Here is a 23,791-nt window from a genome sequence, read left to right as displayed (position 1 = left end):
GGTCCTTTCTTGCTCGAAAGATAGCACTTTGTTCTGACGACGAAATAACATATCGGATCCTCCTTTCTAAATCAGTGTGGCTATAGTGGGTCGAAGACCGACCCGCGGGATAAATTTCTCCCCGCCTTCTATATCTTATTATGAAACCCAATTAAATGCAAGGGATAATCGTGGTATTTTGAAAAATAACTGCTGGGAGTGATATTTCACAGGGAAATCGTTGGAAATCCCAGGCCCGATAGGTAATGCTAAGGGTCTGGGACTGCACAGGGTATTGAAGAGATACTGTTGGGCCCGGGATAGATCTGAGTGAATGGCTAGGCCATCGAGTTTTGCGGATGTTCTTTGGAGACTAAGAGCAGCCTGTCGTACGGCGCGGCCAGGTATGTGTACTAAGCTCTTGGCATTTAGACATTGTCACTATTCATCTTGGTAGTAAACAACAGGATGGCTACCGACCAAATCAAGATCAAACCAAGTGCCAGAAAGCCATGCGTTTAGATTGGTTAACAAGGCACCACAGACATCGCCGACTTGCTTGTCGTTGAGCAAACTACCAGAAAGTAAGCGATCCCAATAAACAAAACGGCGGCTGGGATTAACACTACGATTGCGAGTGGTACATTCATACTAATGGTCAATCCAAGAAAGAATGCGACGAACAAGCACACGGTAATCTGTAGTGTGTTCATGGGTAGCAGCGGAAGCGTATACCGGAGGAGGAAATCGCTGGACGTAAGTGGGGATGTGAACAAGTGAGCTGGTTTTGTTCTTAGCAGTTAGCATCCCAGCAAAGAGTGAAATGAATGACAGACCGAAAACTGCGATCCCCGGAGCCTGATTTCTGTGTTTGGCAATCGAGAAGTTTAGGGAAGGGGGTGCGGACAATTTCTTGGACTTTTCCCGCGATCCACGTCGTTCATTAACGAGCGCATGCTCGGGCGTTTTTCCTGAAGAATGGTTGCTCACAACAAAACCGGGTTGATATCAAGCTACACATTGTATTTGTCTTTTGTACCCTTCAAAAAAGTCTCTCCATGTGAGGGTTCTTTCTTCAGCCACCCGCTCCTCGGCGACCTTGGGCTTACGACAAGCGTCGTTGGTACCTTTCAATGCTGATAATAACCATATCTCCATACCCATTCTTGGTCCCCTCGATGGGACCAAGAATGGGTCGTGACACATCCCGGGAAATGTCTGCGGTGACCAACCTACAATTGCCTTTCATCATCTACCCGTCACAATTATCGTGGTTAGCGATCTCTTTTGTTCTTCAGTGGGTAACTTGAGTTTGCCATTTCCAACAAGCTCCTTCAAGCAGTGCAAGATGAACCATCCGTCGGCATGAAAAATATACTGCATTGTGTAGCTCTGCATTTTCCGCAGATGCTTGGGAGTGTTCTCCAAGACTAACGAGACAAACGGAGCTTTTAGTTCATCAAATTTTGCCCGGTACTTCTCTTTGATTCCCTCGCCGATCCCCAGCAATCTCTGCTTTGCCTCATTGTTGAGCCACACAATTTGCAGTGATGCTGTGAAGAACTCGTCAGGTTTGCCATTAGTTGTGAGATACCCTTTTTCAGCCATGTAAGCGAACTCATCTGGAGAAAGCTGATCTCCACTCATAAACCGCTCGAACAAAGATAGATCCCGTTTTACCGTTTCTTGGTAGCTATCGCCAATTCGCTTGGTTGACCACTCTGTATCGATCGTCCATAGAAGTAGGTCATGGTTACCGTTCCAGCAGGGCCCGCACCAGTTCTTCATACTTTCCATGTATTTGGGCGGTTCCATATTAGGATTGAATATTGAGGCGTAGGTAATGTTGTGTCCACCGTCGGGACGAATTGTCGCAACCTCCTCAAACGAAATCGAAGCATCCTTCTCCCCGCTATATGCAGCAATGTATGGAATCAGAGACCACTGCGCAAAATTGTGATCGTTATTGGGAAAGAATACACCCTGATCATTTAGAGCACCGCTCGTAATCAGCTCGTCATACAACTCGTTTGCAAATAATCTTGCCGCTTGTTGGTACATGTTGCTTTGCATCAGGTTTTGCTCTGTGGTCGGTTCATCGATGAGCATGTTAGCTAGGTATCTAGTGCCTTGTCGAAACAGAAATCCGTACTCCTCAAGATACTCCGCTTCACTCTCCACAAAAACGGGAGAGACACCGAGACATTGGGCAATTTCATTGACTGTTTTTGCATCGTGTCGTACTAAATAAACAATGTTCTGCGGGAGTGTACCACGGAAAAAGTTGTTACTTCCGCCTTTGGTACCGATTGACCCACTGAATCCGCATAGTCCAAATCTAATCGGGTCGAATTTCAGTTCGCTAGGATTTCTCATCGTCCTCATACCCCTTTTCAGATCCCTCTTTGCTTCGAACAGATGCCACTTTACAGTCCCCAGTGGTAAATCTAGCGCTTTAGCTATTTCAGCCTGCTTTTTGTTTTCGTAATAATACATGATTACGATCTGTCTTTGTAGCTTGGCTAAATAAGCAATCTCGGCATGGAGTTTTGCCTGTGTTTCCCTCTGAACCACACTAAGGAAGACATCATCATTGGAGGGCAATGTTTCTAAGAGTTCCTCCATGGGTGCACCTATACCGCTTCTTTGTCTCCCACGGTAGTAGTTGGCCAGTGCGTTATGTGCGACTGTCCATACAAAACGGTCGATCGACTCAATGTCATCGCGTTCTAGCAACGTGCGATACATTCTTAGGCAGATCTCTTGCGTCAAATCCTCTGCATCCTGCGGGTTTGCGCATCGTTTTAGGCAAAACCCATAAATCGGCTTCATGAACTCAGTTGCGATCTGTTCGGCTGTTCTTTGTTCCATTATCTGATCTCCTTGAAAGCTTTCACCTATATAGACACATGACTTGAAGAAAGGTTGGGAAATAGAACCGCCCAAATCCGAACCTTTGGTACGATGATAGACTTCTGGAATTAGACTCTCTTTTGCCTTTGCCGATTTCAGCATTCCTATTTGCTGAGTAGATTTCTGTGAAATCAGGTAATAAGTGGTTCCATTACGATCATATAGGCACTTCAATCCAACCTCACGCTAGAAGCCGCTGTCTATTGCCACATCCACTACTCTTTCGTCGAAAGACTGCAAGGCCTGCGCCGCTTTGGTTAGCCGTAGGGCGCGTATGGTTTCAAAGGGCATTCGACCTGTCAGGTCCTTGAACATTCGGGCGGCATGATATTTGCTGCATCCAGCGTAATATCCTCATCCAAATGTGCAATGTTGCATTCTGCTTACAGATTTGGCTTTGTCCGATAATTCCATTCTCCACTTCCAGCTATCCAGTATAGCAAGAACAACAGGTAATCGCTCGACCGGTATTGCGAAATTAAAGCCTTGAAAATATTTCGATCTGTTTCCACGTTCCATCCATACCAAGAAACATCACCTGCATCTTTGCATGGGTCGTATTCGCGCCACTTCTTAAGTCCCATTATTAACCAGTCTTGGCTATCAATACCACACACTCCACATGGGATGTTTGCGGGAACATGTCTACGGGGACAACCCTCTGCACTTGGTATCCGCCTTGAGTTAGATAGGAAAGGTCCCTGGCCAATGATGCTGGGTTGCAGGATACGTAGATTAGATTTGGAATATTGTTGTGCAAAAGGGCATCAATTACTTCGGGAGCACAGCCCCTACGGGGTGGATCCACAAGCAGCAGATCAACGTGTTCTCTAGGGAGTAGGGTAGGGAGGATTCTTTCTACTTTTCCCGTGTGGAACTGGCAGTTGTCCACTTGGTTATGCTTGGCATTCCTTAATGCATCAAGTATCGAGGACGGATGCTCCTCAATCCCGATAACCTTTTGCACTTGGTCACTGACGTAAATGCCGATGGTTCCAGTTCCACAATAGGCATCCACAACGGTCTTGGTGGAAGGCTCAATTGCATCCTTCACTGTATCGTATAGTCTTCTTGCTTGTAGGGGGTTTATCTGAAAGAAAGAGGTGGCCGAAATAATGAACTCATAGGTACCCAACTTTTCAAATATGTGATCCCGACCGTCAAGGAGGAAGGACTGCTGACCGAGGATCCTGTTTGTATTGTCAATGTTTACGTTCTGTACAATACCTACCAACTCGGGGATTGCTCTTCGGAGTTGGCGGGTTAGCTGCTCTTTACGGGGGAGGGGTTTGGGTGAGTTTACCACAAGAACTAGCAACAGTTCGTTATGGGAGAAACTGACCCGGGAGACGGCATGACGAATCAGACCGGAGCCCGTTTTTTGGTCGTAGCAACTGATGCCAAGGTGTTGAAGGATACCAGGTAGTACCTGGACTAATCTAGCACTGAGGGGATGCTGGGGTGGGCAATCGATACACGGAATGATCCGATGGCTATCCCGTTCGTAAAAGCCCATCACTATCTTTTCGTCGATCGTATCCACCGGATACTGTGCCTTATTTCGGTAACCAAAGGGGTTACTGGGTACAATTGGCTTGAACACCCTTTCGTCTAGCTGAAGCCCTCCGATGCGGGTTAGCGCCTTGCGGACTTTACTCTCTTTGTAGGCAAGCTGTCCCTGGTAGGAGAGATGACTAACCTGACACCCACCACACTGGGGGTATGTAGGACATTGAGGTATCACCCGTTGTACCGATGGTGTGGTGATTCGCCGGATAACTGCCGTGGCGTAGTTCTTTTTCACCAAAGTGATCTCAACTTCTGCCTCTTCGTCAGGGAGTAGTCCATCAACGAAGACGACCATATTGTCTATGCGCCCAACTCCTTGACCGATATCATTTAGGTCATTGGCCCGTAGGCTGAGTAATTGTCCGGGTCTAAGGTTCATGAAACTCTCTCCTCCTAGGGGAGGCGTCGTTTGATCCGATAGGCCAAAACTGAGCTAATCACCGCCTTAATCAGATCCAAAGGAATAAAAGGGTAGAAACCAATCTTCAAAACCTGATTGAGGCTGATAGCCTGCCCCATGTAAAAATGTAAGATCAGTGCTAAATAAGGGATCCCAATAAGATATATTACCAAGATACCGGCTATCGATGCAACCAAGTAATTGACATAGGTCCTGCCGAACTTCTCAAGGATTAGTCCGGCTGTGTAGGCCGCCAGAACAAAACCGAGGAGAAAACCAAAGGTGGGATTCAGCACATAGGCAATGCCACCAAAGGGCGGAGCTGCAAAGACAGGAAGACCAATCAGTCCAAGGAGAATATACAGGAACATGCTCACCGAACTCAACTTTTTACCGAGGACCGTACCAGCAAATATGGCTACAAAGGGCAGTAGACTGAAGGGAACAATATCTGCAGCGAAGCGCAAGAGCATGGCCGCGATAACTGCAAAAGCAGCAAACAGCCCAACTTTTGTGATGTCAAGGGTGCTAAAATGCATTGAATCATCTCCCAGAGGCTTATCTTGGGAGTATTGTACTGCTATACGCGGGACTTGTCAACCGGCAATTGTAAGTGGGTTGACAATGAAGAATAAAATAAAAGAAGGGTCAGGCCGGATTCCCGGCCTGAGTGCGATGACTGGACCCACTGGGGATGAACTGGGTAATATCAGCATCTAGGAATTCTTGACCAAGTTTTTTGGCTGCACCTACACGATGATGCCCGTCCAGTACATAATACTTCCCATTCAGTTCATATACCTTAATGGCGGCAAAGGGTTCGCCGCGTTCCATAGCACGGGAAATATTGTGGGACCGCTCTTTGCTGAAAATCCCTTTAAACCGGAAGTCAGCATCAATATCATGGGAACGGCCAACGCTTCCAACGATCCTATCAACTTCAACCGGGTGAACCCCAAGTGCTCGTCGATATAACACAGGGTATTTGGTCCTTTCCTGGTCAAAAGACAACACTTTCTTTCGACGGAACAACATTTTTACATTCCTCCTTTCGCAAAAAATGCTAGTGGGTACAAACTGGTACCCGCGGGACAAATTTCTCCCCGCCATGTATATTCTAATATTAAACCACGGTAAATGCAAGGGTCTAAAGTAGGTTTTTGGCGTTAAAAACAGAATATGTATCATGATTCAGGTCAGAAACGGTTCTAGGGACCTAATGTAAGTTGGAATCAGGTAATTGAGGGAATAGCAGGGTAAGTAAAGGATTAGTATCCGTCAATTAGGTTGATTAATAACTCCAATGGGGCCTGGGGATCAAGTACTTCGGCTAGATGAGCCGGGCCTTGAATTGGTAGGTTAAGGAAAATGCGCCGGGCCCGTTTTTTCCCTAAGCCGGGGATACTCTCCAGTTCCTGTAGGGAAGCTTGGTTAATCGCGAAAGGTATCCTAATGCCAGTGATGGAACGAAAACCGTGGTCAATTATCTTCACTGTTAATGGGGTGCCCAGGGGGTAGTTTCCTGGTACTCCCACCCGAATGGGATAACTGCCCAGTTGTCTACCGAAGGTGATTGGGCCTTCGGAGGCTTCCATGATCACATCCTCCAACACGGTGCCGATGGGGTAGAGCTGTTGGAGCATCGGTTTATTAATTTGTTCATTGATGGTTTGCTTATATTGCTTGAACCGGAATTTATCAACTTTCTGCGGGGTGTAACCCCCCACAGGGCGTACTTGCCTTACATTGATCCGCCTAAGCAGCAGCCCTTGATCACGGATTTGCTGTAAATAGGAGAGGTTAATCTCATAGGTCGCCTTGGTTTCGCCCTGTAGACCGTGGAGAAAATTGATCCCTGGTAATAATTTGCATAAACCAGCTTCTCTTACTCCTCCGATTTCGTTTATGATCCTGATGGCATCCTGAGCAAGTCTCGGTGAAGTGCCAATGTTGTTTGCTACCAATACCGCAGGGTCAGCTGATTCAAGACCGAAGGATGCCACATCCTGGGGGGTATTGTGCTTAACAATGGTCCTGATGATGTCTTTGCATTCCGGGTGCGTAGCAACGGTGGTGGGGTTGACATTATCCATGTGGAGCATTTTTAGATCGGGAGCTACATGCCGGATACCCTCATACAGACTAGTGATAGTCTTAACTCCCAACTTGTGGCCGGTTCTACCGAAGGAGAGGAGATCCGGTTGACAGCCGAGGCGAAAATGGCGAATTCCATATTCGTAGAGGATCTTGACTTCGGCAATGATGTCAGGAACCCGGCGTACATAACGCACGGTTTTCAACCGCTCGCTGCAGAAGGTACACCCTTGGTTGCGCAGGCATCCCCGAAAGGTTTCCAGTTCACAGACTACTTTAGGGAAGTTAGGATGTTTGAGCACAACCTCCGCTCCTAGGATCGCCCAGCGCGCCAGGGATGCGACAAAGGGTTCATCTAAGACGGGGCCTTGTAATACCCGGTATACATCTAAGGCCGCCGCTTCACCTGTGTAGTGCTCAATGCTTGGCACAGACAATCCAAGTTCGGCTAAGGGTCCGGATAGATATGTCAGGACGCCATAGTCATGCAAAAACCCGGCCAGCTTAGTCAATTCTGCGATGCTAATCGGTCGACCTCCCAGATAGCGACCGGGAACCGGGGTTCCACACACAATCACCACCAAACGCCCCTGTTGTTCAGCGGCCCAGTCTTTCAGCTTGGCTCTGATCTGGTCGATGGTAAAATAGTCAATAGACGTTGCGCCAGCATCCCGGCAGGCTCCATACATATAGCGGATATGGGGTGATAGGTATGGTGGAACACCTAAACAAGATGGTTCGTCGATATAGCCGTCCAGAATTGTAACGTCGCGCACACTAAATCCTCCAGGGTAGGTGATAGACACTACTTAATCTATCACAGATTCTCATTCTCTACCACCTCCATTTCCCGTAAGATAAAGGAGAAAATTTGATGGAAAGCTAATAATATATTAGTAAGACCTCTTCTATACAGTAAGACCAGGAACGGTATGAATATCTACTATTCGGAGGTGTCAAGGATGCTCAGCGGAAAACTTGTAGTGGTTGGTGAGTACAACAACCTAGTGGCAGCAGACCTAGCGAAGACAAGACTGGATTCTAGCGGGATCCCCTCGGTACTTAAAAATGAGAGTATTGCCCAGGTCTACCCAGGGGCCGTTTTTGCCTTTGGTGGGATCAAACTATTGGTGCGGGAAGAAGATGAGAAACAAGCTCTGGACATTCTTAAGGATGTAGTGACAGATGAGGGTGAAGAGGAACAAGGCTACTAGCATTTCCGGCTTTGTTTAAAGGCTCCAACATAGTTGAAAAGTCCCTCATCCTGTAGTAAGCTTAACCTGTAGGGTAAGCTAGTGATTGATTTAGGGGTTTGAAGATTGGAATTTCCCGTAAAAGTGATGCTAGATAGCAATGCCTTTGACTTGGTCGCAGCAGATGATGTTTTGCCCCATTTTCTACCCATAATAAGACGAGGTTATCTTAGGTTTCTTTCTACCCCAATTCAAGAAGGGGAGATAGCCGCCATTTCCGATGGGAGAAAACGCAGTCAGCTGCAAACAGTGCCGCGCCTTGTAGTCGCTACTCCTGAGGCTAGCACCGCAATGCCGGATGAGATTATCCTGCACACTGCGCAAGAGTATGCTGATATTCTTGTCACCGAAGACAAATTCTTAACCGAGCGATGTGAGCAGAATGCGTCATGTCGGGTGATGAATTTTAAACACCTGTTGGGTCTGATGATTGAATTGAGAACCCACATAGGAAAGGGTTGAAAGTATATGTCAAAGAAGATATACCGTTCCCGCACTGATAAAAAGCTAGGCGGTGTTGCCGGAGGAATTGCTCGATATTTCTCCATCGACCCGAGTCTTGTCCGGTTACTCTGGGTGATCGCGTCATTGTACTGGGGAGCAGGACTAATCTTCTACATTGCTGCTTGGATTATTATTCCCGAGGAACCGGAATGGGATACCATAGATATCCACGATGCAAAAGTCGATGACAACTAATTGACATGGTAAGGGGCGAGGGTTTTGGCAAAGAGGCTTTATAGATCTAGAACTGACCGGATGATCGGTGGTGTCGCCGGAGGGTTGGCTGAATATCTAGACGTTGATCCTGTACTCATCCGCTTGTTATGGGTTATCCTTTTGTTTACCGGTGTGGGGTTAATCGCGTACATCGTAGCTGTGATTATTATTCCCGAGTCATCTGGTTTTGGACCCGTAGAACCAACTGCTAGTCGCACAGACAATGAAAGCCGGATGTCTTCCCAGCAGGTAATAGGCATAATCTTAATGCTTCTTGGCCTATTATTCCTAGTACGAAATTTCGTGCCTGGAGTTGTGTTCATTCGGTTCAGGAAGTTCTTCTGGCCGGCGGCACTAATTGTCTGTGGAATCGCATTAATCGTGAACAGCACGAGAAAGGAATAGGGATATGGCCCCCTCACGTTTATTTGGTGGAATTCTGCTATTGTTTCTAGGTAGCATATTGCTACTTAACAACCTAGGGATGCTGAGCTGGTCCATCTGGTCAAGTTTGTATCGAGCTTGGCCGGCTCTATTGATCCTACTTGGGTTTAGTCTTCTTGTGGGCAAGCGGCGTTCCATTTTGGGGACAATCTTATTGGTTCTTCTGGTGATAGCATTGGGGTTTGGTGTGTTTTTCTGGGTTTTCTTCTATGTGGGGGATGTGCACGAGGTGCAACGCAGCACCTTTAGTGATGGGTTTCCCGGTGATGTTTCCGAGGGTCGGTTGCACATGGATATTCCCGCAGGTAGCCTGGAGGTGAAGGCAGAGCCCTCATTGCAGATGGTTAACTCCACCTTCTCGGTCTACGACCAGGCGCCAAGGTGGGAGGTAACCCGCATCGGTAGCGTCGCTGAGTACTCCCTGTCTCTTCCGAGGAAAGACTGGTTTTTTGGTGGCTCCCGTCGTGCTAAGGGTGAGGTGTTTATTGCTAATCAGGTTCCCTGGCACTTAGTGATCAAGATGGGTGCTGGTAAGCTAGAGGCGGATCTACGTTCTGCAGTGGTGAAGAGCATGAATGTGGACGTGGGCGCAGGAGATCTGGATATTATCCTCGGGGATTCCCAGGTTGAGGCAAGTATCAACATAAACGGCGGGGTGGGCAATGTGACCATTCGGGTGCCACGTAATGCCGGAGTAAAGGTTATTAGTAAAGGCGGAATCACCGCCAAGAACTTCCAAAAAGGGCTCTTACAGATCGATGATAGAACGTGGATGGACGAAGGTTATTCTATTGCCGGTACGAAGTACACCATTTCACTGAATACAGGTGTGGCCAAAATTGGCCTGGAACGGTACTAATCAGATTACGGAGCTTGGGTATATACAAAAACGGTGTTAGTTTTCCGTCGTCTAGATTTATGGGGAAAGGAGTTGGTATCATGCGACGGTTGTTGCCCATAGTGTTGGTTATACTAGTTGTTATTACTGCTGGCTGTGAAGTAAAGATCTTGTTTTCAGATGAATATGGATTCGAAGATGATCGGGGAAGGTGGGAGGTCTGGGTTGATCCCGCTGTTTCCGGATACCAGAATCCGTGGAGACTGGAGCGGGATACACGATATGCGCGAAGCGGTGATTATGCTCTTAAGGCATCATTTTACAAGAGCCTATCCGAAAGACCCTACGCGCTGTGGATAGAAAAGCCCCTAGAGGCTTTCTCCTATGCCCAGGTCCAGGTAGTGATTAAGTTTGCCCTATATACCGAAGATCAGAGTATGTTTTGGGACGCCCGGGCCTATGTCGGAACGAGGGCCCCGGCAAATATTCAGGAATTTCAAAGACTTGATTACCCAGAAGGCTCTCGTAGTTGGCGGGTATATGAGTATGAGACCATATTAGAGCTGGACCAATATGGCGTGATTTGGGTGGCTTTGGGGCTTAATCCAGAGTACCATGATGATTTTACATTCTACATTGATGATATCAGTGTCGAGGTCAAAAACATACAGATTTAGGCTGGCGACGCCTCCATGTTTTGGAGGCGTTTTTGACCTGTATTGCATTCTTGTTGCGATTAGGCGCCGCTTTGGACCCGTAAGGTTGCTTTGCTTCCTACATGACCTAACATTTCTAAGCCGTTAATGACCAGACGAAAACGACACCCTAGTAAATCAGCTGCTCTTTTACACATATCCATCCGGGACAGATAGATGGTGAAATAGTCCATTACCTGGCAGATACGATTGTCAAACTCGATCTCTAGGGCAATGATCTGATTTGGTTCATCTACGGTAACCTTCGACTGACTAATGGCTAGGTTTACCCGGTCATGGATGTCAGTGGAGTTCTTCTTATTGGTCCGGGTCCGATGGGCATCACTCTTATCCGCAATAATCAGTGCTGCCGAGATAGGGCTTACCGGATGTCCAATCTCCTCTTCATGGTTTGCGATGGCGGTGGTAATCTGGGTGATCTCCTCTAGAGGCATATCCAGTTTCCGAAGCTCATGAAAGACTATATTTGCACCTGTAGGTCCGTGGTACTTCCGGTTATGCATATTACCAATATCGTGTAAGTAGCCTGTGATGGCACCCAATTCCACAGTACGGGCGGGATAACCCAATGATTGTAGGATGTAGGCGGTCACCCGAGATACGTAGTTAACGTGGCGCATACCATGCTCGGTATACCCTCGGGTCGTTAGGTACTCATTGGCCTTTTCAATCATTAGGCGAAAATCCGGATTATCCTTGATTTGTTGAAAAGTGATCATTCAAAACCCTCCTGCCCCTAGTTTCACTTCTACATTCTAGCACACACTTAGTCCCTCAACAATGCCTATGGACTAGGAAGCGTTTTGAGGAAACTACCCGGCAAAAGCAGTTTGTGGTATAATCCTCGTACAGACTCCTGGTTCTTGCGGGGGTGGACGGAGGAATAGGATGAGCACTGAAGATAGACAAGCATCTAAACCATTGAAGATCCTTGCTGTAAGTGATTACCCCCATGCCTATTTATACGATCACTTTGATCGGGAAAAGTGGACTGATATCGATCTAGTTATTTCATGCGGCGATTTAGACAGCCGGTATTTATCCTTTTTAGTCACCATGATCAACGCTCCGCTCTTCTATGTCCGGGGCAACCATGATGCCCACTACGATGAGCGTCCTCCCGAAGGATGCGACGATATCTCAGACAAGCTTGTGGTGTATAAGGGCCTGCGGATCTTAGGGCTTGAGGGAAGTAGATATTACAATGGTGAAGGGGTGCAGCGTACCGAGCGGCAAATGCGGTGGCAGGTATTCAAATTACGGCGGCAGCTGCGGAAGCATCAAGGAGTAGATATTATCGTCACCCATGCACCACCGGCGGGGGTACATGAGGGTAAGGATCACGTGCACCGCGGCTTTACCATTTTCCGCGACCTGATTACCCGCTACTCACCCCGCTACTTTCTACACGGACATACCCGGATTGTGTTCCTAAACCGGGATCGCCTAACCGAAGTAAACAACACCAAGGTCATTAATGTATCCGGGTACTATGTAATCGAGGTGTAGGGCTCGGATGCCAGAAATCTGGTCCATCACAGGGTCCTTGACCTCTTTTCTGGCATTAAACTAGCTAACGTAACGCTTTGCGGTGGTGTTCCCGATCAGGTGAGTGATAAACTGACGGGCAGTTCGTCCTGAGGGGCCGTTGTACTGCATTTGCCACTGGAGGGCCATTTTGTGTAAGCGTTCTCGGTCCATTTCCAGCTTGCTTTCCGTGGCCAAGGCGTCGACGATGTTCAGGTACATTTTCTGATCAAGGTTGGGGTAGAGAATCCGGAGGCCAAACCGATCAGCCAAAGAGAGCTTCTCCTGGGTGCTGTCCTGGGGATGGACCTGTTGGTCATCGAAGTATTCGGCGATCAGATGCCTTCGGTTTGAGGTGGCATAGATTAAGACATTCTCTGGACGAGGAGTTAGCCCGCCTTCTAGGGCGGCTTTCAGGCCCTTGTACTGGGTTTCTCCCTCCTCGAAGGAAAGATCGTCAATAAAGACGATGAACCGGTAACGTTGTCCCCGTAGCATTTCCGCAAGAACAGGGAAGTAGACCAGATCCTCCTTGCTCACCTCGATCATCCGCAGATCCGTATCCCGGTATTCATTAAGTAGGGCCTTTACTGTAGAGGATTTGCCTGTTCCTCGGCCGCCGAAAAGTAACGCGTTATTTGCCGGATAACCAGCCAAGAAACTTTCGGTGTTAGTTGTGATTAGCCGTTTTTGCTCCTCGTAGTCCACCAACTGATCCAAGCGCACCGGGTCAGTGTGGGTAAGTGGCCATAGTTCCCCACGACCATTCTCCACTACCCAACGAAAGGCCTGGTACTTGGAGAAGATTCCGGTACCCTTCTCTTTATAGTATTTTGCTAAAAGCGGCAAGGCATCTTCCCAGCAGGATTTCTTCAGCAATTGCTGTTTCGTCCATACCTTATCATCATCCTGAACGGTGTGTTTGAGCGGTGTGAAATCGTGCCAGTCTCCGCAGGGCACATCCGATGTAGGATCATCGTAGGCAAAGTCACTTTTTACCCGTTTTTCTATCTGCTCCAAGAGCAGCTTTGAATCAATTTGTGATAGGATCTGCAGACAACGTAAATCTGACTTTACTACAGCTTGCAGTCCCGGACTGATATCCTCAAGCTCGGTGGACTGCAATTTCTTACTAAGAACATTCTCATCGGATAGGATTAGTTCTAGCAAATGGTTCTGCCACAGATTACCGATGATGGGTTCAGCTTTCAGTTCGTATTCCTCGGCCAATAAAGCGGTCAATTCGCTATACTCAAAGCTCAGCTCTTCCACACTGAGGCCGTCTTTCTTGATTCCATAGAGGACATTACCAAAGCTTTGGTAGATCGGATCTCCTTTGAGGTTTCGGTAAATGCTCAGTTGAAAGAAAGCAAGACGTGCTTGTCGTAGTAGGCGCTCACTCATGATCAAACCTCCAACCCTTAGGCTAAGACGATTATACAGTCTGTAGGCGGGGATGACAAGGAGGATCGCCCCCTGGCTTGGTTTGGGACAAGGGGATGTGGTGGGTTAAAGAATTCAAACTATCCCAACCAGTCTTCTCTTTACGCCTGATTGCTTTTGGTTGCTAGCAAAGACGCTTTTGAATGCTGCCTAGATGATCTGGTATTATACCGATTGAGGTGAGAATATGCTGGTGGATTACCATTTTCATTTGCATCGCGACAGCGTTGGGCCAGTGACCTACCAAGCCCCTGATATCATAGAATGTGCGGAACGGGCTAAAGCTAAGGGTATTGAGGAATTGGCCGTTACAGAGCATATTAACCGTTTTATTGAAGCAAAACATCTCTTTAGCCCACTGGAGGGTAAAGCAGACAGTAGAGTCTGGCAGTGGCTCCAAGAGACGCCAACCGGTTGGTTAACCGATTACGTGCAGGCGGTCCAGGGGGCCAAAGAAGCTGGCCTTCCGGTGAAACTAGGTATTGAAGTAGATTACTTTCCCCAGGCAGAGAAACTGATTAAAGACCTGCTAGCCGATTACCCTTGGGATTATGTGCTAGGTTCGGTGCACTTCCTTGATGGTTTTGCAGTTGACTACTCCAAAGATAGCGGATGGCCCGAGCAGGATGTCAATCAGGTTTACGAGGATTACACCGAGCTGGTGATTGCTGCTGCCCACTGTGGGCTTTTCGATGCTATTGCCCATGTGGACCTAGTCAAGAAGTTTGGCGCAAGGCCGGACAGTGATCTAGGACTAGTTTTGGCAAGGCGGTGTGCCGAGGAGTTTCAAAGGGCGGGAGTGGCCGTGGAGGTAAATGCCGCTGGATTACGAAAGCCGGTAAAAGAGATTTATCCCAGTTTGCCAATGCTGTTTCTGTGCAAACAAAGAGAAGTTCCCATTGTACTTGGTTCCGATGGCCATGGAATTGACGAGGTGGGTCTTTTGGTCTCAAAGGCAAGAACATGGGCTCTGCAGGCAGGATATACCGAGGTTTGCACCTTTACCCAGCGTCAGCCTGCATTAAAGCCGTTGTGACCTCATGGTGCAGTTGTAAAAGGAGTCTTGCGGCAAACAGGACTCTGACTCGTTTTTCCGGGGAGACCCCCGTCCGGGTGTAGTGGTAGTTAGACCTTTGGATTACTACCCCAAGGTAGTGCATAAAATCTTCATCGCTTAGGGCAGATAACTTCGGAAGGGTATTGATGTTGGGGAGCTGTCGGGCCAGTTCCCTGACGATCGTGTCTTTACCGAGACCGGGCAGGGTAGTCTGTTCCTTGGTGAAGAACACGGGTTTGGGATCCGGTTCTTGGCTTAGACTGTACTCGTAGCAGATATCTTGGCCCAAGGGCGTCTTGTGGCACAACTCCCTAAGCTCTAGGACAATTGCTTGGGGCACATTTCTTGGGTCCATGCGGCAAAGTCTAACTAACAGATGCTCCATTTCGCGATACGTTGGCGCCAAAACCGCGGAAACGGAGTCTAGGTCATTACGGATCTCGGTAAGGAATTTGAGCAGTGTCTCCACGGTATTAACCTCCTGATTAATCATCCTTCCTTGGGTAGATCCGGTACACTACCCACTCTGTTGCTGCCACGATTACTCCTAGGAACAACGCAGCAAACAAGCTTAGGCGTAAGCTAATAACAAACCGCCCTACGATGAAAGGTATGAATGCTGCACTTTGACCATCGACAATCATTAAAGACCATGGCTCCAACCTAGCAAACACGCGATCATTGACGAGAAACAGCCAGAGCATAACGGCCAACACCAGCACAAGCCGGACCAGTTCCCGGGCACTGGCATAAAAAGGAAGCAAAAAGTAAAGTGCCAAGAAGCAGGCTCCGAACCGGCCTAAGAGTCTAACAAGAAGCATAAAGTCCCATCCTCACTTATCAGGTGTGGGAATATTATGCCCCAAGGACCAGCGGTTTTATCGGCATGTGGCTATGTGAGATTTGCTAAGTTCATTATAGCCTTCTTCAAGAATACAGGCAAGATTATACATTAACTGTGTTTGCTAGAAAGTGGGCTTTATAGAAGTTGCCCTCTTTTCTCGGACAGTGTATAATAAAAGCAAATAAAGGGCTTGGCACATCTGGGCGATTGGATGTTTTCGTGCTAGGCGTAACTCACATCCTGAAAATTGTAAAGTGTCAGCAAATGGTGATGCACTTGGAGGGACTGATGTGAGCAGAGAATTGAGCTTAAATCAACCACTGGGCAGAAACGGTGATTTCACTTTAGAAGATGTCCTGTCGGTCTATGAAACTGGCTACGAAGTGATGGAAAACGAGGAACTTGTCCTTCAAGTACTTAAAGAGCTAGACGCAGCTGATCTTGAATTCTTGAAGGGGTTAGCCCAGTGTATGGATCGGCCAGGATCATTGACCGAGGACTATTCGGTCTGTGAAATCCGCCAAGGACTGCTGATGATTGCGCACCGCATCGGTGAAATTGCAGGAAGCACAAACTGTGCCATGGTTCTTAAGGAGATCCTACGCCTGTTACACAGCTGCAAGTAGTACTTGCATCGGGGGGCAACCGATGCTATAATACTAATGGTAATTATGTTGTTGTGGTCAGTAGTTGTTAGTTTTTGACTTTGCGAATAGGGGTTTGCTTTGCGAAAGAGTGGGTGGATACCCACTCTTTCGTATTATCAGGGCAGGGAGTCTTAAGGAGTGTGGAACATGAAGGCCAAGGATATTGTTGCTCTCGTTGAGGAGCTTTTTGCGGAGGTAATTGATCCGCAGTATGAACTGGTGGATGTTGAATTCGGTTCAGGTAGGAATGGTGCAGCCTTAAGGGTCTATGTGGATAAAGAAGGCGGTATCACGGTGGATGACTGCCAAGATATTAGTACAATTTTAGGACCTCGGCTTGATGAAAGAGATCCCATTGCCACCCCCTATGAATTTGAAGTATCATCCCCGGGTTTAGAACGGCCCCTGAGGAAGTTGGAGCATTTCCAGAAGGTCGTTGGTAGTCAGATCCGGGTCAGGACGTACGGTCCTATTGACGGCCGGAAGAATTTCAAGGGCGAGCTTGTGGAGATCGATGATACCGTGTTGAAGATGAGTATTGATGGAAAACTATACTCTGTACCCTTTAAGCAGGTATCGAAAGCAAACTTGGTTTACGAGTTCTAATATGTGGCCCCGAATAAACTTGGCGCCGAAGGTAAGCGCCCATATTCTTGGAAGGAGTTATTGTAATGAACGCTGATTTAATTGGAGCGCTTAGAGAACTGGAAAAGGAACGGGGAATATCCCGGGAGGTCCTTTATGAGGCAATTGAGGCGGCTATTCTCTCCGCATACAAAAAGGATTACGGCAATAATCAAAATGTGTCCGTTAATATCGAAGAATCCACAGGTTCGATTAAGGTCTATGCCCGTAAGGCAGTGGTAGAGGAGGTTGAGGCTGGGGAGGATGAGATCTCCTTAGAGGAAGCCAAAAGAATCGATCCCCGCTATGAAGTAGGAGATATGGTGGAGACTGAAGTAACACCCAAGGATTTTGGCCGCATAGCCGCCCAGAACGCCAAGCAAGTTGTTGTGCAGCGGATCCGGGAGGCGGAACGGAGTGCCATTTATGATGAGTTCTCCAACCGTGAAGGGGACATTGTCACCTGTATAGTCTATCGTCATGAGGGTGCTAATGTCATCGTAGATCTAGGTAAGACCGAGGGGTTGCTTCTACCATCTGATCAGATTCGCCACGAACCGTACAATCAGGGAATCCGACTTAAGGTATATATCGTAGAGGTGCGAAAAACCACCAAGGGACCCCAGGTTATTGTCTCCCGGACACATCCGGATTTACTTCGCCGTTTATTTGAGCTGGAAGTGCCCGAGATCCATGATGGTATTGTGGAGATCAATGCAGTAGCACGGGAAGCGGGTAACCGTTCTAAGATTGCCGTCTCCTCCCGGGATCCAAAGGTTGACCCGGTGGGAGCCTGTGTAGGGACTCGAGGTATGCGGGTACAAACGGTCGTGCGAGAGCTCAGAGGAGAAAAGATCGACATTATTTCCTACCATCCGGATCCGGGATCCTTTGTGGCCCGGGCCCTTAGTCCGGCGAAGGTCAGTAAGGTGATCATTAATTCCAAGGAAAAGCAGGCCCGGGCAGTTGTTCCGGATAACCAACTGTCCCTTGCCATTGGGAAAGAGGGTCAAAACGCCAGATTGGCAGCAAAGCTAACCGGGTGGAAAATAGATATCAAAAGTGAAAGCGAAATGCAGGAGCTGGCAGAACGGCAGATCTTTGGCAATGTTTCCACTGATGAGCCTGTGGAGGAGAAACCGCCAGTGGCAGAACCTGCGGAGGAAGAAGCCTTGGATGAGGCTATCTTAGAGGGAGTAGGCCCTGAGTCCATTGAGGAGGACATCTCAGCTGAGGCGGAACCTGAGACCGAAGTGGAATTGGATGAAGTCTTCGATGACCTTGGCGCAGATGACCAAGACGGTATGTCTATTGCCATGCGGAAGTTCATGCAACGGATGAATGCGGCGAAAAAGGTGAAGAAGTCCCGCAGGAAAAACGACAAACAACAAGAGGATGATGGGGATGATGAGGAGAGTGTCCTTCGCAGTCTAGCTGATCTAGATCCCAATGACTTTCGTTAAGATAGGAGGGATTCCATGGGTGCAAAAACGCGGATTCCCCAAAGGACGTGTATTGCATGTCGCATGACCAAGGATAAAAGGTCCCTAGTGCGGATTGTACGCACCCCCGAAGGGGAAGTGCTGATGGATTTAACGGGCAAACGGTCCGGCCGGGGAGCATATATTTGTCCCACCGAGGAATGTCTGGAACTTGTCATTAGCAGGAAAGGCATCGAACGTGCCCTTGGATGTTCCCTGGATCCTGAGGAGTTAGCCCGGTTGCGCCATACGATTCTGCGGGCAGATATTGTCGGTCTGGGGAAGCAGGAGCGCTAATGCTACCGCGAAGTTTCTACAGTCTCTTGGGATTTTGCCAAGCCGCTGGGAAAGTGTGTTCAGGCTATAACACTTGTGAGGTAAATATGAACAAGGGCAATGCTTACTTGGTGGTGATTGCAGATGATGCAGCGCCCAACACTAAGGAGTTTTTTGAAGGATTGGCGTTACGTAAAAAAGTCCCAGTGATCAGAGGTGGAGCCAGTGAGCTATTGGCAAGGGCTATTGGAAAACCGAAACGAGTTGTGCTGTGCATTTTAGATCAGCAATTTGCAGCTTCTCTGCTAAATGCAGCAGGGGAAGCGGGAAAATGCTAGATATGGAGGGCGAAAGCATAATGTTACGATCATAATGTTGCTATAGGGGTGATACTCATGCAAAAAACGAGGATTTATGAATTAGCTAAGGAACTAGGGATACCCAGTAAGGAATTGGTTGAATTCCTAGATGATTTAGGGGCCGATGTTAAAAATCATATGAGTACTATTGACGATGAAATCGTGGATCTAATAAAAGAGCATTTTGATGTGGCCGACGAAGAGGAAGGTGCCAAAGAACGTTCAGAAAAGCGTAAGCCTGGGAAAACTACTAAGGGTAACAATCAGCAGCCTACCGAACAGACCAAGCGAAAGACAGAACCAGTCGAGAGTATTGTCTTGCCCAAGACCATTACCGTCCGGGAACTTGCGGATAAGCTTTCGATGCGTCCGGCGGAGCTGATCAAAAAGCTAATGGAACTAGGGGTTATGGCTGGCATTAACCAAGTTATTGATCAGGAAGCAGCCAAGGAAGTGGCCACTCGCGCTGGCTTTGCAGTGAAGCAACAGGAGGTTGAAGCCACGGTGGATTTCGGTAACCTCCAGATCGAAGCCCATCGCCTAGAACCAAGACCCCCAGTGGTGACGATCCTAGGCCATGTGGATCATGGAAAAACAACCTTGCTCGATGCTATTCGGGAGACGAAGGTGGCCGAAGGCGAGGCCGGAGGTATTACGCAACACATCGGAGCCTATCAGGTGGACCTTTTGGGAAAGAAGATTACTTTCTTGGATACACCGGGGCATGCCGCCTTTGCAGAAATGCGCGCTCGGGGTGCTCAAGTCACGGACGTGGTCATTTTGGTGGTTGCTGCTGATGATGGGATTATGCCCCAGACGGTAGAAGCAATCAACCATGCTAAGGCCGCCAATGTGCCAATCATCGTGGCGATCAATAAGAGCGATAAGCCCACCGCAAATCCCGACCGGGTAAAGCAGCAGCTAAGTGAACATGGATTAGTACCGGACGACTGGGGTGGGGATACTGTTACCGTGAGCGTTTCTGCCCTGCAGAAAGAAGGTCTTGACAGCCTTCTGGAAATGGTTTTATTGGTCGCGGAGATGGAGGATTTACGCGCCGATGCCAACCGGCCGGCCTTAGGCTCGGTAGTTGAAGCGGAGCTAGATAAGGGACGGGGACCGGTGGCGACGGTACTCATCCGACAAGGTACCCTTAGACTTGGGGACTATGTGGTGGCAGGCACAGCCACTGGTAAGGTCCGGGCACTCCTTGATCATCGAGGCAAGAACCTCAGTAGCGCTGGCCCATCTACTCCAGTTTTAGTTCTGGGACTATCGGAGGTGCCTGAAGCTGGGGATGTTTTTGAGGCTGTGTCCTCTAGTCGGAAGGCAAGGGATATTGCTAATGGACGTCTCCAGGAGAAACAGACCGAGGATTGGCGTTCCTCTCGGTTGACTTTGACGGACCTGTACAGCCGGGTAAAACAGGGTGAGGTAAAGGAGCTTCGGCTTATTGTTAAGGCTGACGTACAAGGATCTGTTGAAGCTTTGTGCAACTCCTTGCAGAAACTAGCAACAGATGAGGTGCGCGTGGGGGTGCTACACAGTGGGACAGGTGCGATCAGCGAGACCGACGTGAACTTAGCCGATGCCTCTGACGGTATTATTATTGGGTTTAATGTCAGACCTGATGCAGCAGCCCGTCGATCTGCGGAGCAAAAGGGCATTGACATTCGTTTGCACCGGGTGATCTATGAGGCCCTCGACGAGATTAAGGCCGCCATGGAAGGATTATTGGATCCGGAGTACAAAGAGGCTGAACTCGGACATGCGGAGGTAAGGGATACCTTCAAGGTACCAAAGGCGGGCATGATTGCCGGTTGTTATGTCAAGGATGGTAAGATTACCCGTAATGCCAAGGCCCGGGTGCTACGGGATAACGTTGTCATCTACGATGGACAGATCGTTTCCCTAAGACGTTTCAAAGACGACGTACGGGAAGTAAATGCGGGCTATGAGTGTGGAGTTGGCCTAGATAATTTCCACGATGTTAAACAGGGTGATATTATCGAGGTCTACGTCCTAGAGGCAATTAAGCGGACTTTGGACTAATAAGGGGAAGACAATGTTTGTAGCCGTGGGCAGGATCCAATTGACCATGCAGCAGAATAATTCTCTCAAGGACAAACGGCGACTACTCAGCTCAATTACAGGGCGGGTTCGCTCCAAGTTTAATGTCTCAATTGCAGAAGTGGATTTGCAGGATGTGTGGCGCCAAGGGGTACTTGGTATTGCTGTTGTAGGTAGCTCAGCTGCCTTTGCCCGGGAATCCTTAGAGACAGTAGTTCGCTTTATTGAAGGGTATTTCCCCGTGGAAATCCCATCGATCACCATCGATGTTTTGTGACTTGGGCCAGATGAATGATAGGAACCAGAAGGGAGTTGGCTCAAATGACAGTCCAGCGGGCCGAGAAGGTAAGAGAAGCTGTTCGGCAGGAAGCTAGTGATATTATCATGCGCAATCTGAAGGATCCCCGGGTGGGATTCGTCACTGTCACCGATGTGGAGGTTACCGGTGATTTGCGCCAGGTGAAGATTTTTGTCAGCGTCTACGGTGACGAAGAAAGCCGTAAAACCACCATGGAAGGATTATCTTCGGCGACGGGCTTTGTGCGCAGTGAGCTTGGTAAGCGGATCCGTCTCCGTCACACGCCGGAGATCTCCTTTGTTTTTGATGAATCCATCGAGCGGGGCGCTCGGATCTTCTCCTTACTGAGGGAACTGGATGATGCGCAAAAGGGAACGCAGTCCGATGAATGAACTAGGAATCAGACAGCAACTAGAGGAGATTGCCTCCCTTTTGCGGGAAGGTGATCACTATCTCATCTTCAGTCACGAGCGCCCTGATGCGGATAGTGTTGGTTCAAGTCTAGCTTTGGCCTATGCTTTGCGGAGGCTAGGAAAGCAGGTTAAGGTTTTCCTATCCGACGCAGGCTTTTACCAATTCGCGATTGGGGAAGAGCCCATCCACGGACCCGAAGATCTACCTACGGATCCGTGGCCCCACCCTGTGATTGTCCTCGATTGTGAAAGTAGTAGGACCGGGGAGTTTGCCGCCTTCACCCAGAATGCCCCGGTGATTGTGAATATTGATCACCATCCAAGCAATGTTACCAAGGCAACTTATCGTTTGGTGGAGCCGGAAGCTGCTGCCTGCGGAGAACTGGTATTTCATCTTGTGAAGACTTTGGGGGTTTCTTTGGATCAAAGGCTTGCGACCTTTCTCTACATTGCCCTAGCGGGAGATACCGGTGGGTTTCGTTTTTCTAACACAAAGGCCCGTGTTTTTAAGGTGGCGGCCAGTTTAGTGGAAGCCGGTGCCGATCCGGCGGATGTTGCTACCAACCTTTTTATGAGAAAACCCCTATCCTATTTCCGGATCCTCAGCCTCGCCCTTTCCAGGTTGCGACTTGATGCTTCGGGAAAGGTGGCATCAACTGCCATTACCCAGGAGGATCTTCGTGTTAGTGGTGCCAGCGAAGAGGAGTTAGAAGGAATCGTGGACTATACGCGGATGGTGATCGGTGTAGAAGTGGGTATTTTGTTTAAGGAGAAAACCGACGGGACCGTGGGTGTGAGCCTGCGTTCCACCGGTAGGGTTGATGTGGGTAGTATTGCCTCTGAATTCGGAGGGGGCGGCCATGTAGTCGCTTCTGGCTGTACTGTGAAGGGGAGTTTACAGGAAGTATGCACCAAGGTTATCAAAAGAACCTGTCAGGCTTTATAAATGTGTTGAAACCACCGGGAATGAGTTCCGCCGCTGTTGTATCCTATGTGCGCAGAACCTTGGATATGAAAAGGGTAGGGCACGCGGGCACTTTGGATCCTGGGGCGGCCGGTGTATTACCCATCGCCGTAGGATGGGCTACTAGGCTTGTGGAGTATCTGCATCAATGTACTAAGAGCTATCGTGCTGAGCTCACCTTTGGTATGGTCACAGATACCTATGATGCCCAGGGTGAGGTCATTGAACGTTACCCGGATTGTAAAGTAAATATGGAGGACCTAGAACAGGTCCTAGCTAGTTTCCAAGGGGAGATCTACCAGACGCCTCCGGCCTATTCAGCCCTTAGAGTCGGGGGGAGACGTCTGTACGAGTTGGCCCGGGAGGGCGTTAAGGTGACCCCCAAACCCCGTAGGGTACACATCAGTAAACTCAGAGTGGTTAAGGAGCTGCTTCCTGACCAAGAGAGGATTTCATCCTGCTTTATTGATGTGGAGTGTTCTAGTGGTACATATATCCGTTCTTTATGCTATGATATTGGCAAGCTCCTTGGCTGTGGAGCCTATATGTCCTTTCTCGTGCGGACGAGGGTGGGTCCTTTTTCCCTGGTAGAGAGCGTATGTCTAGAAGAGATTGGGAACGGACAGGCAGCAGAGGCAACGCTTAATAATCCCCAAGTAGCTATTTCCCACATGCCGAAAATTATGTTGACCCAAGAACAAAAGGACAGGTTTGTCCACGGTGTCCCTCTCGAACTAGAGTCGGTGTATGCCGAGGGGGAGTATGGAGTGTTTTGTAGTGGTACTGGCTTTCTTTTGGGTATTGGTGTTCTATCCAGGCACTATCTACAGCCGAAAAAAGTATTCCACAGGGATTGATTGCT

The 23,791-nt window shown here is 48.6% G+C and carries 27 protein-coding genes; 18 read left to right on the top strand and 9 right to left on the bottom strand.

Going from position 1 to position 23,791, the window contains the following annotated elements:
- Positions 1–1,227: 1,227 nt before the first annotated feature.
- The 5 genes from M0Q40_03020 to M0Q40_03000 all read right to left on the bottom strand — a co-directional run bounded on the left by M0Q40_03020 (position 1,228) and on the right by M0Q40_03000 (position 7,731).
- Positions 1,228–2,850: an RNA polymerase sigma factor gene (locus M0Q40_03020; GenBank protein MCK9221589.1), complete on the bottom strand. Its 1,623-nt coding sequence runs from the start codon at positions 2,848–2,850 to the stop codon at positions 1,228–1,230.
- Positions 2,851–3,478: 628 nt separating this feature from the next.
- The gene (rlmD, locus tag M0Q40_03015) at positions 3,479–4,840 is read right to left on the bottom strand and encodes a 23S rRNA (uracil(1939)-C(5))-methyltransferase RlmD (GenBank protein MCK9221588.1); all 1,362 of its coding nucleotides are present in this window, start codon (positions 4,838–4,840) and stop codon (positions 3,479–3,481) included.
- 14 nt (positions 4,841–4,854) lie between these two features.
- Positions 4,855–5,400, bottom strand: a complete 546-nt coding sequence (locus M0Q40_03010; protein ID MCK9221587.1) for a biotin transporter BioY — start codon at positions 5,398–5,400, stop codon at positions 4,855–4,857.
- A gap of 109 nt (positions 5,401–5,509) precedes the next feature.
- Entirely contained in the window at positions 5,510–5,896 is a 387-nt protein-coding gene (locus M0Q40_03005) for a ParB/Srx family N-terminal domain-containing protein (protein MCK9221586.1), read from the bottom strand.
- Positions 5,897–6,129: 233 nt separating this feature from the next.
- Positions 6,130–7,731, bottom strand: coding sequence for a radical SAM protein (locus M0Q40_03000; GenBank protein MCK9221585.1), 1,602 nt, complete (start codon positions 7,729–7,731; stop codon positions 6,130–6,132).
- A 186-nt stretch (positions 7,732–7,917) separates the two neighbouring features.
- Between M0Q40_03000 and M0Q40_02995 the strand changes: the two genes are divergently transcribed.
- The 6 genes from M0Q40_02995 to M0Q40_02970 all read left to right on the top strand — a co-directional run bounded on the left by M0Q40_02995 (position 7,918) and on the right by M0Q40_02970 (position 10,887).
- Positions 7,918–8,169 (top strand): DUF2007 domain-containing protein, encoded by a 252-nt coding sequence (locus tag M0Q40_02995; protein ID MCK9221584.1) that lies wholly within the window; start codon positions 7,918–7,920, stop codon positions 8,167–8,169.
- A gap of 105 nt (positions 8,170–8,274) precedes the next feature.
- A complete protein-coding gene (locus M0Q40_02990) occupies positions 8,275–8,670 on the top strand; it encodes a hypothetical protein (GenBank protein ID MCK9221583.1) in 396 nt (131 codons plus the stop codon).
- A gap of 6 nt (positions 8,671–8,676) precedes the next feature.
- Positions 8,677–8,907 (top strand): PspC domain-containing protein, encoded by a 231-nt coding sequence (locus M0Q40_02985; protein ID MCK9221582.1) that lies wholly within the window; start codon positions 8,677–8,679, stop codon positions 8,905–8,907.
- A 24-nt stretch (positions 8,908–8,931) separates the two neighbouring features.
- A complete protein-coding gene (locus M0Q40_02980) occupies positions 8,932–9,333 on the top strand; it encodes a PspC domain-containing protein (GenBank protein ID MCK9221581.1) in 402 nt (133 codons plus the stop codon).
- A 4-nt stretch (positions 9,334–9,337) separates the two neighbouring features.
- Complete coding sequence (locus M0Q40_02975) at positions 9,338–10,231, top strand: cell wall-active antibiotics response protein (protein MCK9221580.1); 894 nt, start codon at positions 9,338–9,340, stop codon at positions 10,229–10,231.
- Between the two features lie 80 nt (positions 10,232–10,311).
- Positions 10,312–10,887: a hypothetical protein gene (locus M0Q40_02970; protein MCK9221579.1), complete on the top strand. Its 576-nt coding sequence runs from the start codon at positions 10,312–10,314 to the stop codon at positions 10,885–10,887.
- 59 nt (positions 10,888–10,946) lie between these two features.
- Here M0Q40_02970 and M0Q40_02965 read toward each other — a convergent pair whose 3' ends face one another.
- A complete protein-coding gene (locus M0Q40_02965) occupies positions 10,947–11,645 on the bottom strand; it encodes an HD domain-containing protein (GenBank protein ID MCK9221578.1) in 699 nt (232 codons plus the stop codon).
- Positions 11,646–11,814: 169 nt separating this feature from the next.
- On the opposite strand from M0Q40_02965, the gene M0Q40_02960 reads away from it, so the two are divergent.
- On the top strand, positions 11,815–12,435 hold the full coding sequence (locus tag M0Q40_02960) for a metallophosphoesterase (GenBank protein MCK9221577.1): 621 nt from the start codon (positions 11,815–11,817) through the stop codon (positions 12,433–12,435).
- Positions 12,436–12,495: 60 nt separating this feature from the next.
- Here the strand turns inward: M0Q40_02960 and M0Q40_02955 are convergent, their stop codons facing one another.
- Positions 12,496–13,857 (bottom strand): ATP-binding protein, encoded by a 1,362-nt coding sequence (locus M0Q40_02955; protein ID MCK9221576.1) that lies wholly within the window; start codon positions 13,855–13,857, stop codon positions 12,496–12,498.
- A gap of 226 nt (positions 13,858–14,083) precedes the next feature.
- Here M0Q40_02955 and M0Q40_02950 point away from each other — a divergent pair, with 226 nt between their 5' ends.
- Positions 14,084–14,932, top strand: a complete 849-nt coding sequence (locus tag M0Q40_02950; protein MCK9221575.1) for a histidinol-phosphatase HisJ family protein — start codon at positions 14,084–14,086, stop codon at positions 14,930–14,932.
- Here the strand turns inward: M0Q40_02950 and M0Q40_02945 are convergent.
- Complete coding sequence (locus M0Q40_02945; GenBank protein ID MCK9221574.1) at positions 14,898–15,422, bottom strand: hypothetical protein; 525 nt, start codon at positions 15,420–15,422, stop codon at positions 14,898–14,900. The two genes, M0Q40_02950 and M0Q40_02945, sit on opposite strands and share 35 nt — an antisense overlap.
- Positions 15,423–15,438: 16 nt before the next feature.
- Positions 15,439–15,774, bottom strand: a complete 336-nt coding sequence (locus M0Q40_02940; GenBank protein MCK9221573.1) for a hypothetical protein — start codon at positions 15,772–15,774, stop codon at positions 15,439–15,441.
- Positions 15,775–16,087: 313 nt separating this feature from the next.
- On the opposite strand from M0Q40_02940, the gene M0Q40_02935 reads away from it, so the two are divergent.
- The 10 genes from M0Q40_02935 (at position 16,088) to truB (ending at position 23,786) form a co-directional block, all read left to right on the top strand.
- On the top strand, positions 16,088–16,423 hold the full coding sequence (locus tag M0Q40_02935) for a hypothetical protein (protein MCK9221572.1): 336 nt from the start codon (positions 16,088–16,090) through the stop codon (positions 16,421–16,423).
- 168 nt (positions 16,424–16,591) lie between these two features.
- Positions 16,592–17,050 carry a ribosome maturation factor RimP gene (locus M0Q40_02930; protein MCK9221571.1) on the top strand — a complete coding sequence of 153 codons (459 nt, stop codon included), beginning with the start codon at positions 16,592–16,594 and terminating at the stop codon, positions 17,048–17,050.
- Positions 17,051–17,115: 65 nt separating this feature from the next.
- Positions 17,116–18,531 carry a transcription termination factor NusA gene (nusA, locus tag M0Q40_02925; GenBank protein ID MCK9221570.1) on the top strand — a complete coding sequence of 472 codons (1,416 nt, stop codon included), beginning with the start codon at positions 17,116–17,118 and terminating at the stop codon, positions 18,529–18,531.
- Positions 18,532–18,546: 15 nt separating this feature from the next.
- Positions 18,547–18,846 (top strand): YlxR family protein, encoded by a 300-nt coding sequence (locus M0Q40_02920; GenBank protein ID MCK9221569.1) that lies wholly within the window; start codon positions 18,547–18,549, stop codon positions 18,844–18,846.
- Positions 18,846–19,163 (top strand): ribosomal L7Ae/L30e/S12e/Gadd45 family protein, encoded by a 318-nt coding sequence (locus M0Q40_02915; protein MCK9221568.1) that lies wholly within the window; start codon positions 18,846–18,848, stop codon positions 19,161–19,163. Before M0Q40_02920 ends, M0Q40_02915 begins: the two co-directional genes overlap by 1 nt.
- Before the next feature lie 57 nt (positions 19,164–19,220).
- Complete coding sequence (gene infB, locus M0Q40_02910; protein ID MCK9221567.1) at positions 19,221–21,236, top strand: translation initiation factor IF-2; 2,016 nt, start codon at positions 19,221–19,223, stop codon at positions 21,234–21,236.
- 13 nt (positions 21,237–21,249) lie between these two features.
- Positions 21,250–21,531 (top strand): DUF503 domain-containing protein, encoded by a 282-nt coding sequence (locus tag M0Q40_02905; protein ID MCK9221566.1) that lies wholly within the window; start codon positions 21,250–21,252, stop codon positions 21,529–21,531.
- 44 nt (positions 21,532–21,575) lie between these two features.
- The gene (rbfA, locus tag M0Q40_02900; protein MCK9221565.1) at positions 21,576–21,944 is read left to right on the top strand and encodes a 30S ribosome-binding factor RbfA; all 369 of its coding nucleotides are present in this window, start codon (positions 21,576–21,578) and stop codon (positions 21,942–21,944) included.
- Positions 21,913–22,911, top strand: a complete 999-nt coding sequence (locus M0Q40_02895; protein MCK9221564.1) for a bifunctional oligoribonuclease/PAP phosphatase NrnA — start codon at positions 21,913–21,915, stop codon at positions 22,909–22,911. Before rbfA ends, M0Q40_02895 begins: the two co-directional genes overlap by 32 nt.
- Complete coding sequence (gene truB, locus M0Q40_02890) at positions 22,872–23,786, top strand: tRNA pseudouridine(55) synthase TruB (GenBank protein MCK9221563.1); 915 nt, start codon at positions 22,872–22,874, stop codon at positions 23,784–23,786. The genes M0Q40_02895 and truB overlap by 40 nt, the downstream gene beginning before the upstream one ends.
- The last annotated feature ends 5 nt before the right edge of the window (positions 23,787–23,791 follow it).

The sequence above is a fragment of the Limnochordia bacterium genome, from assembly GCA_023230925.1.
Classification (GTDB): domain Bacteria; phylum Bacillota; class Limnochordia; order DUMW01; family DUMW01; genus JALNWK01.
This window is presented reverse-complemented; position numbering and strand designations above follow the sequence as displayed.

Excerpts from the sequence above, each read along its gene's own strand:
- M0Q40_03020 (MCK9221589.1), bottom strand. The coding sequence starts at position 2,850 with ATGGAACAAAGAACAGCCGAACAGATCGCAACTGAGTTCATGAAGCCG.
- rlmD (MCK9221588.1), bottom strand. The coding sequence starts at position 4,840 with ATGAACCTTAGACCCGGACAATTACTCAGCCTACGGGCCAATGACCTA.
- M0Q40_03010 (MCK9221587.1), bottom strand. The coding sequence starts at position 5,400 with ATGCATTTTAGCACCCTTGACATCACAAAAGTTGGGCTGTTTGCTGCT.
- M0Q40_03005 (MCK9221586.1), bottom strand. The coding sequence starts at position 5,896 with ATGTTGTTCCGTCGAAAGAAAGTGTTGTCTTTTGACCAGGAAAGGACC.
- M0Q40_02995 (MCK9221584.1), top strand. The coding sequence starts at position 7,918 with ATGCTCAGCGGAAAACTTGTAGTGGTTGGTGAGTACAACAACCTAGTG.
- M0Q40_02985 (MCK9221582.1), top strand. The coding sequence starts at position 8,677 with ATGTCAAAGAAGATATACCGTTCCCGCACTGATAAAAAGCTAGGCGGT.
- M0Q40_02975 (MCK9221580.1), top strand. The coding sequence starts at position 9,338 with ATGGCCCCCTCACGTTTATTTGGTGGAATTCTGCTATTGTTTCTAGGT.
- M0Q40_02970 (MCK9221579.1), top strand. The coding sequence starts at position 10,312 with ATGCGACGGTTGTTGCCCATAGTGTTGGTTATACTAGTTGTTATTACT.
- M0Q40_02965 (MCK9221578.1), bottom strand. The coding sequence starts at position 11,645 with ATGATCACTTTTCAACAAATCAAGGATAATCCGGATTTTCGCCTAATG.
- M0Q40_02960 (MCK9221577.1), top strand. The coding sequence starts at position 11,815 with ATGAGCACTGAAGATAGACAAGCATCTAAACCATTGAAGATCCTTGCT.
- M0Q40_02955 (MCK9221576.1), bottom strand. The coding sequence starts at position 13,857 with ATGAGTGAGCGCCTACTACGACAAGCACGTCTTGCTTTCTTTCAACTG.
- M0Q40_02950 (MCK9221575.1), top strand. The coding sequence starts at position 14,084 with ATGCTGGTGGATTACCATTTTCATTTGCATCGCGACAGCGTTGGGCCA.
- M0Q40_02940 (MCK9221573.1), bottom strand. The coding sequence starts at position 15,774 with ATGCTTCTTGTTAGACTCTTAGGCCGGTTCGGAGCCTGCTTCTTGGCA.
- M0Q40_02930 (MCK9221571.1), top strand. The coding sequence starts at position 16,592 with ATGAAGGCCAAGGATATTGTTGCTCTCGTTGAGGAGCTTTTTGCGGAG.
- nusA (MCK9221570.1), top strand. The coding sequence starts at position 17,116 with ATGAACGCTGATTTAATTGGAGCGCTTAGAGAACTGGAAAAGGAACGG.
- M0Q40_02920 (MCK9221569.1), top strand. The coding sequence starts at position 18,547 with ATGGGTGCAAAAACGCGGATTCCCCAAAGGACGTGTATTGCATGTCGC.
- M0Q40_02915 (MCK9221568.1), top strand. The coding sequence starts at position 18,846 with ATGCTACCGCGAAGTTTCTACAGTCTCTTGGGATTTTGCCAAGCCGCT.
- infB (MCK9221567.1), top strand. The coding sequence starts at position 19,221 with ATGCAAAAAACGAGGATTTATGAATTAGCTAAGGAACTAGGGATACCC.
- M0Q40_02905 (MCK9221566.1), top strand. The coding sequence starts at position 21,250 with ATGTTTGTAGCCGTGGGCAGGATCCAATTGACCATGCAGCAGAATAAT.
- rbfA (MCK9221565.1), top strand. The coding sequence starts at position 21,576 with ATGACAGTCCAGCGGGCCGAGAAGGTAAGAGAAGCTGTTCGGCAGGAA.
- M0Q40_02895 (MCK9221564.1), top strand. The coding sequence starts at position 21,913 with ATGCGCAAAAGGGAACGCAGTCCGATGAATGAACTAGGAATCAGACAG.
- truB (MCK9221563.1), top strand. The coding sequence starts at position 22,872 with ATGCACCAAGGTTATCAAAAGAACCTGTCAGGCTTTATAAATGTGTTG.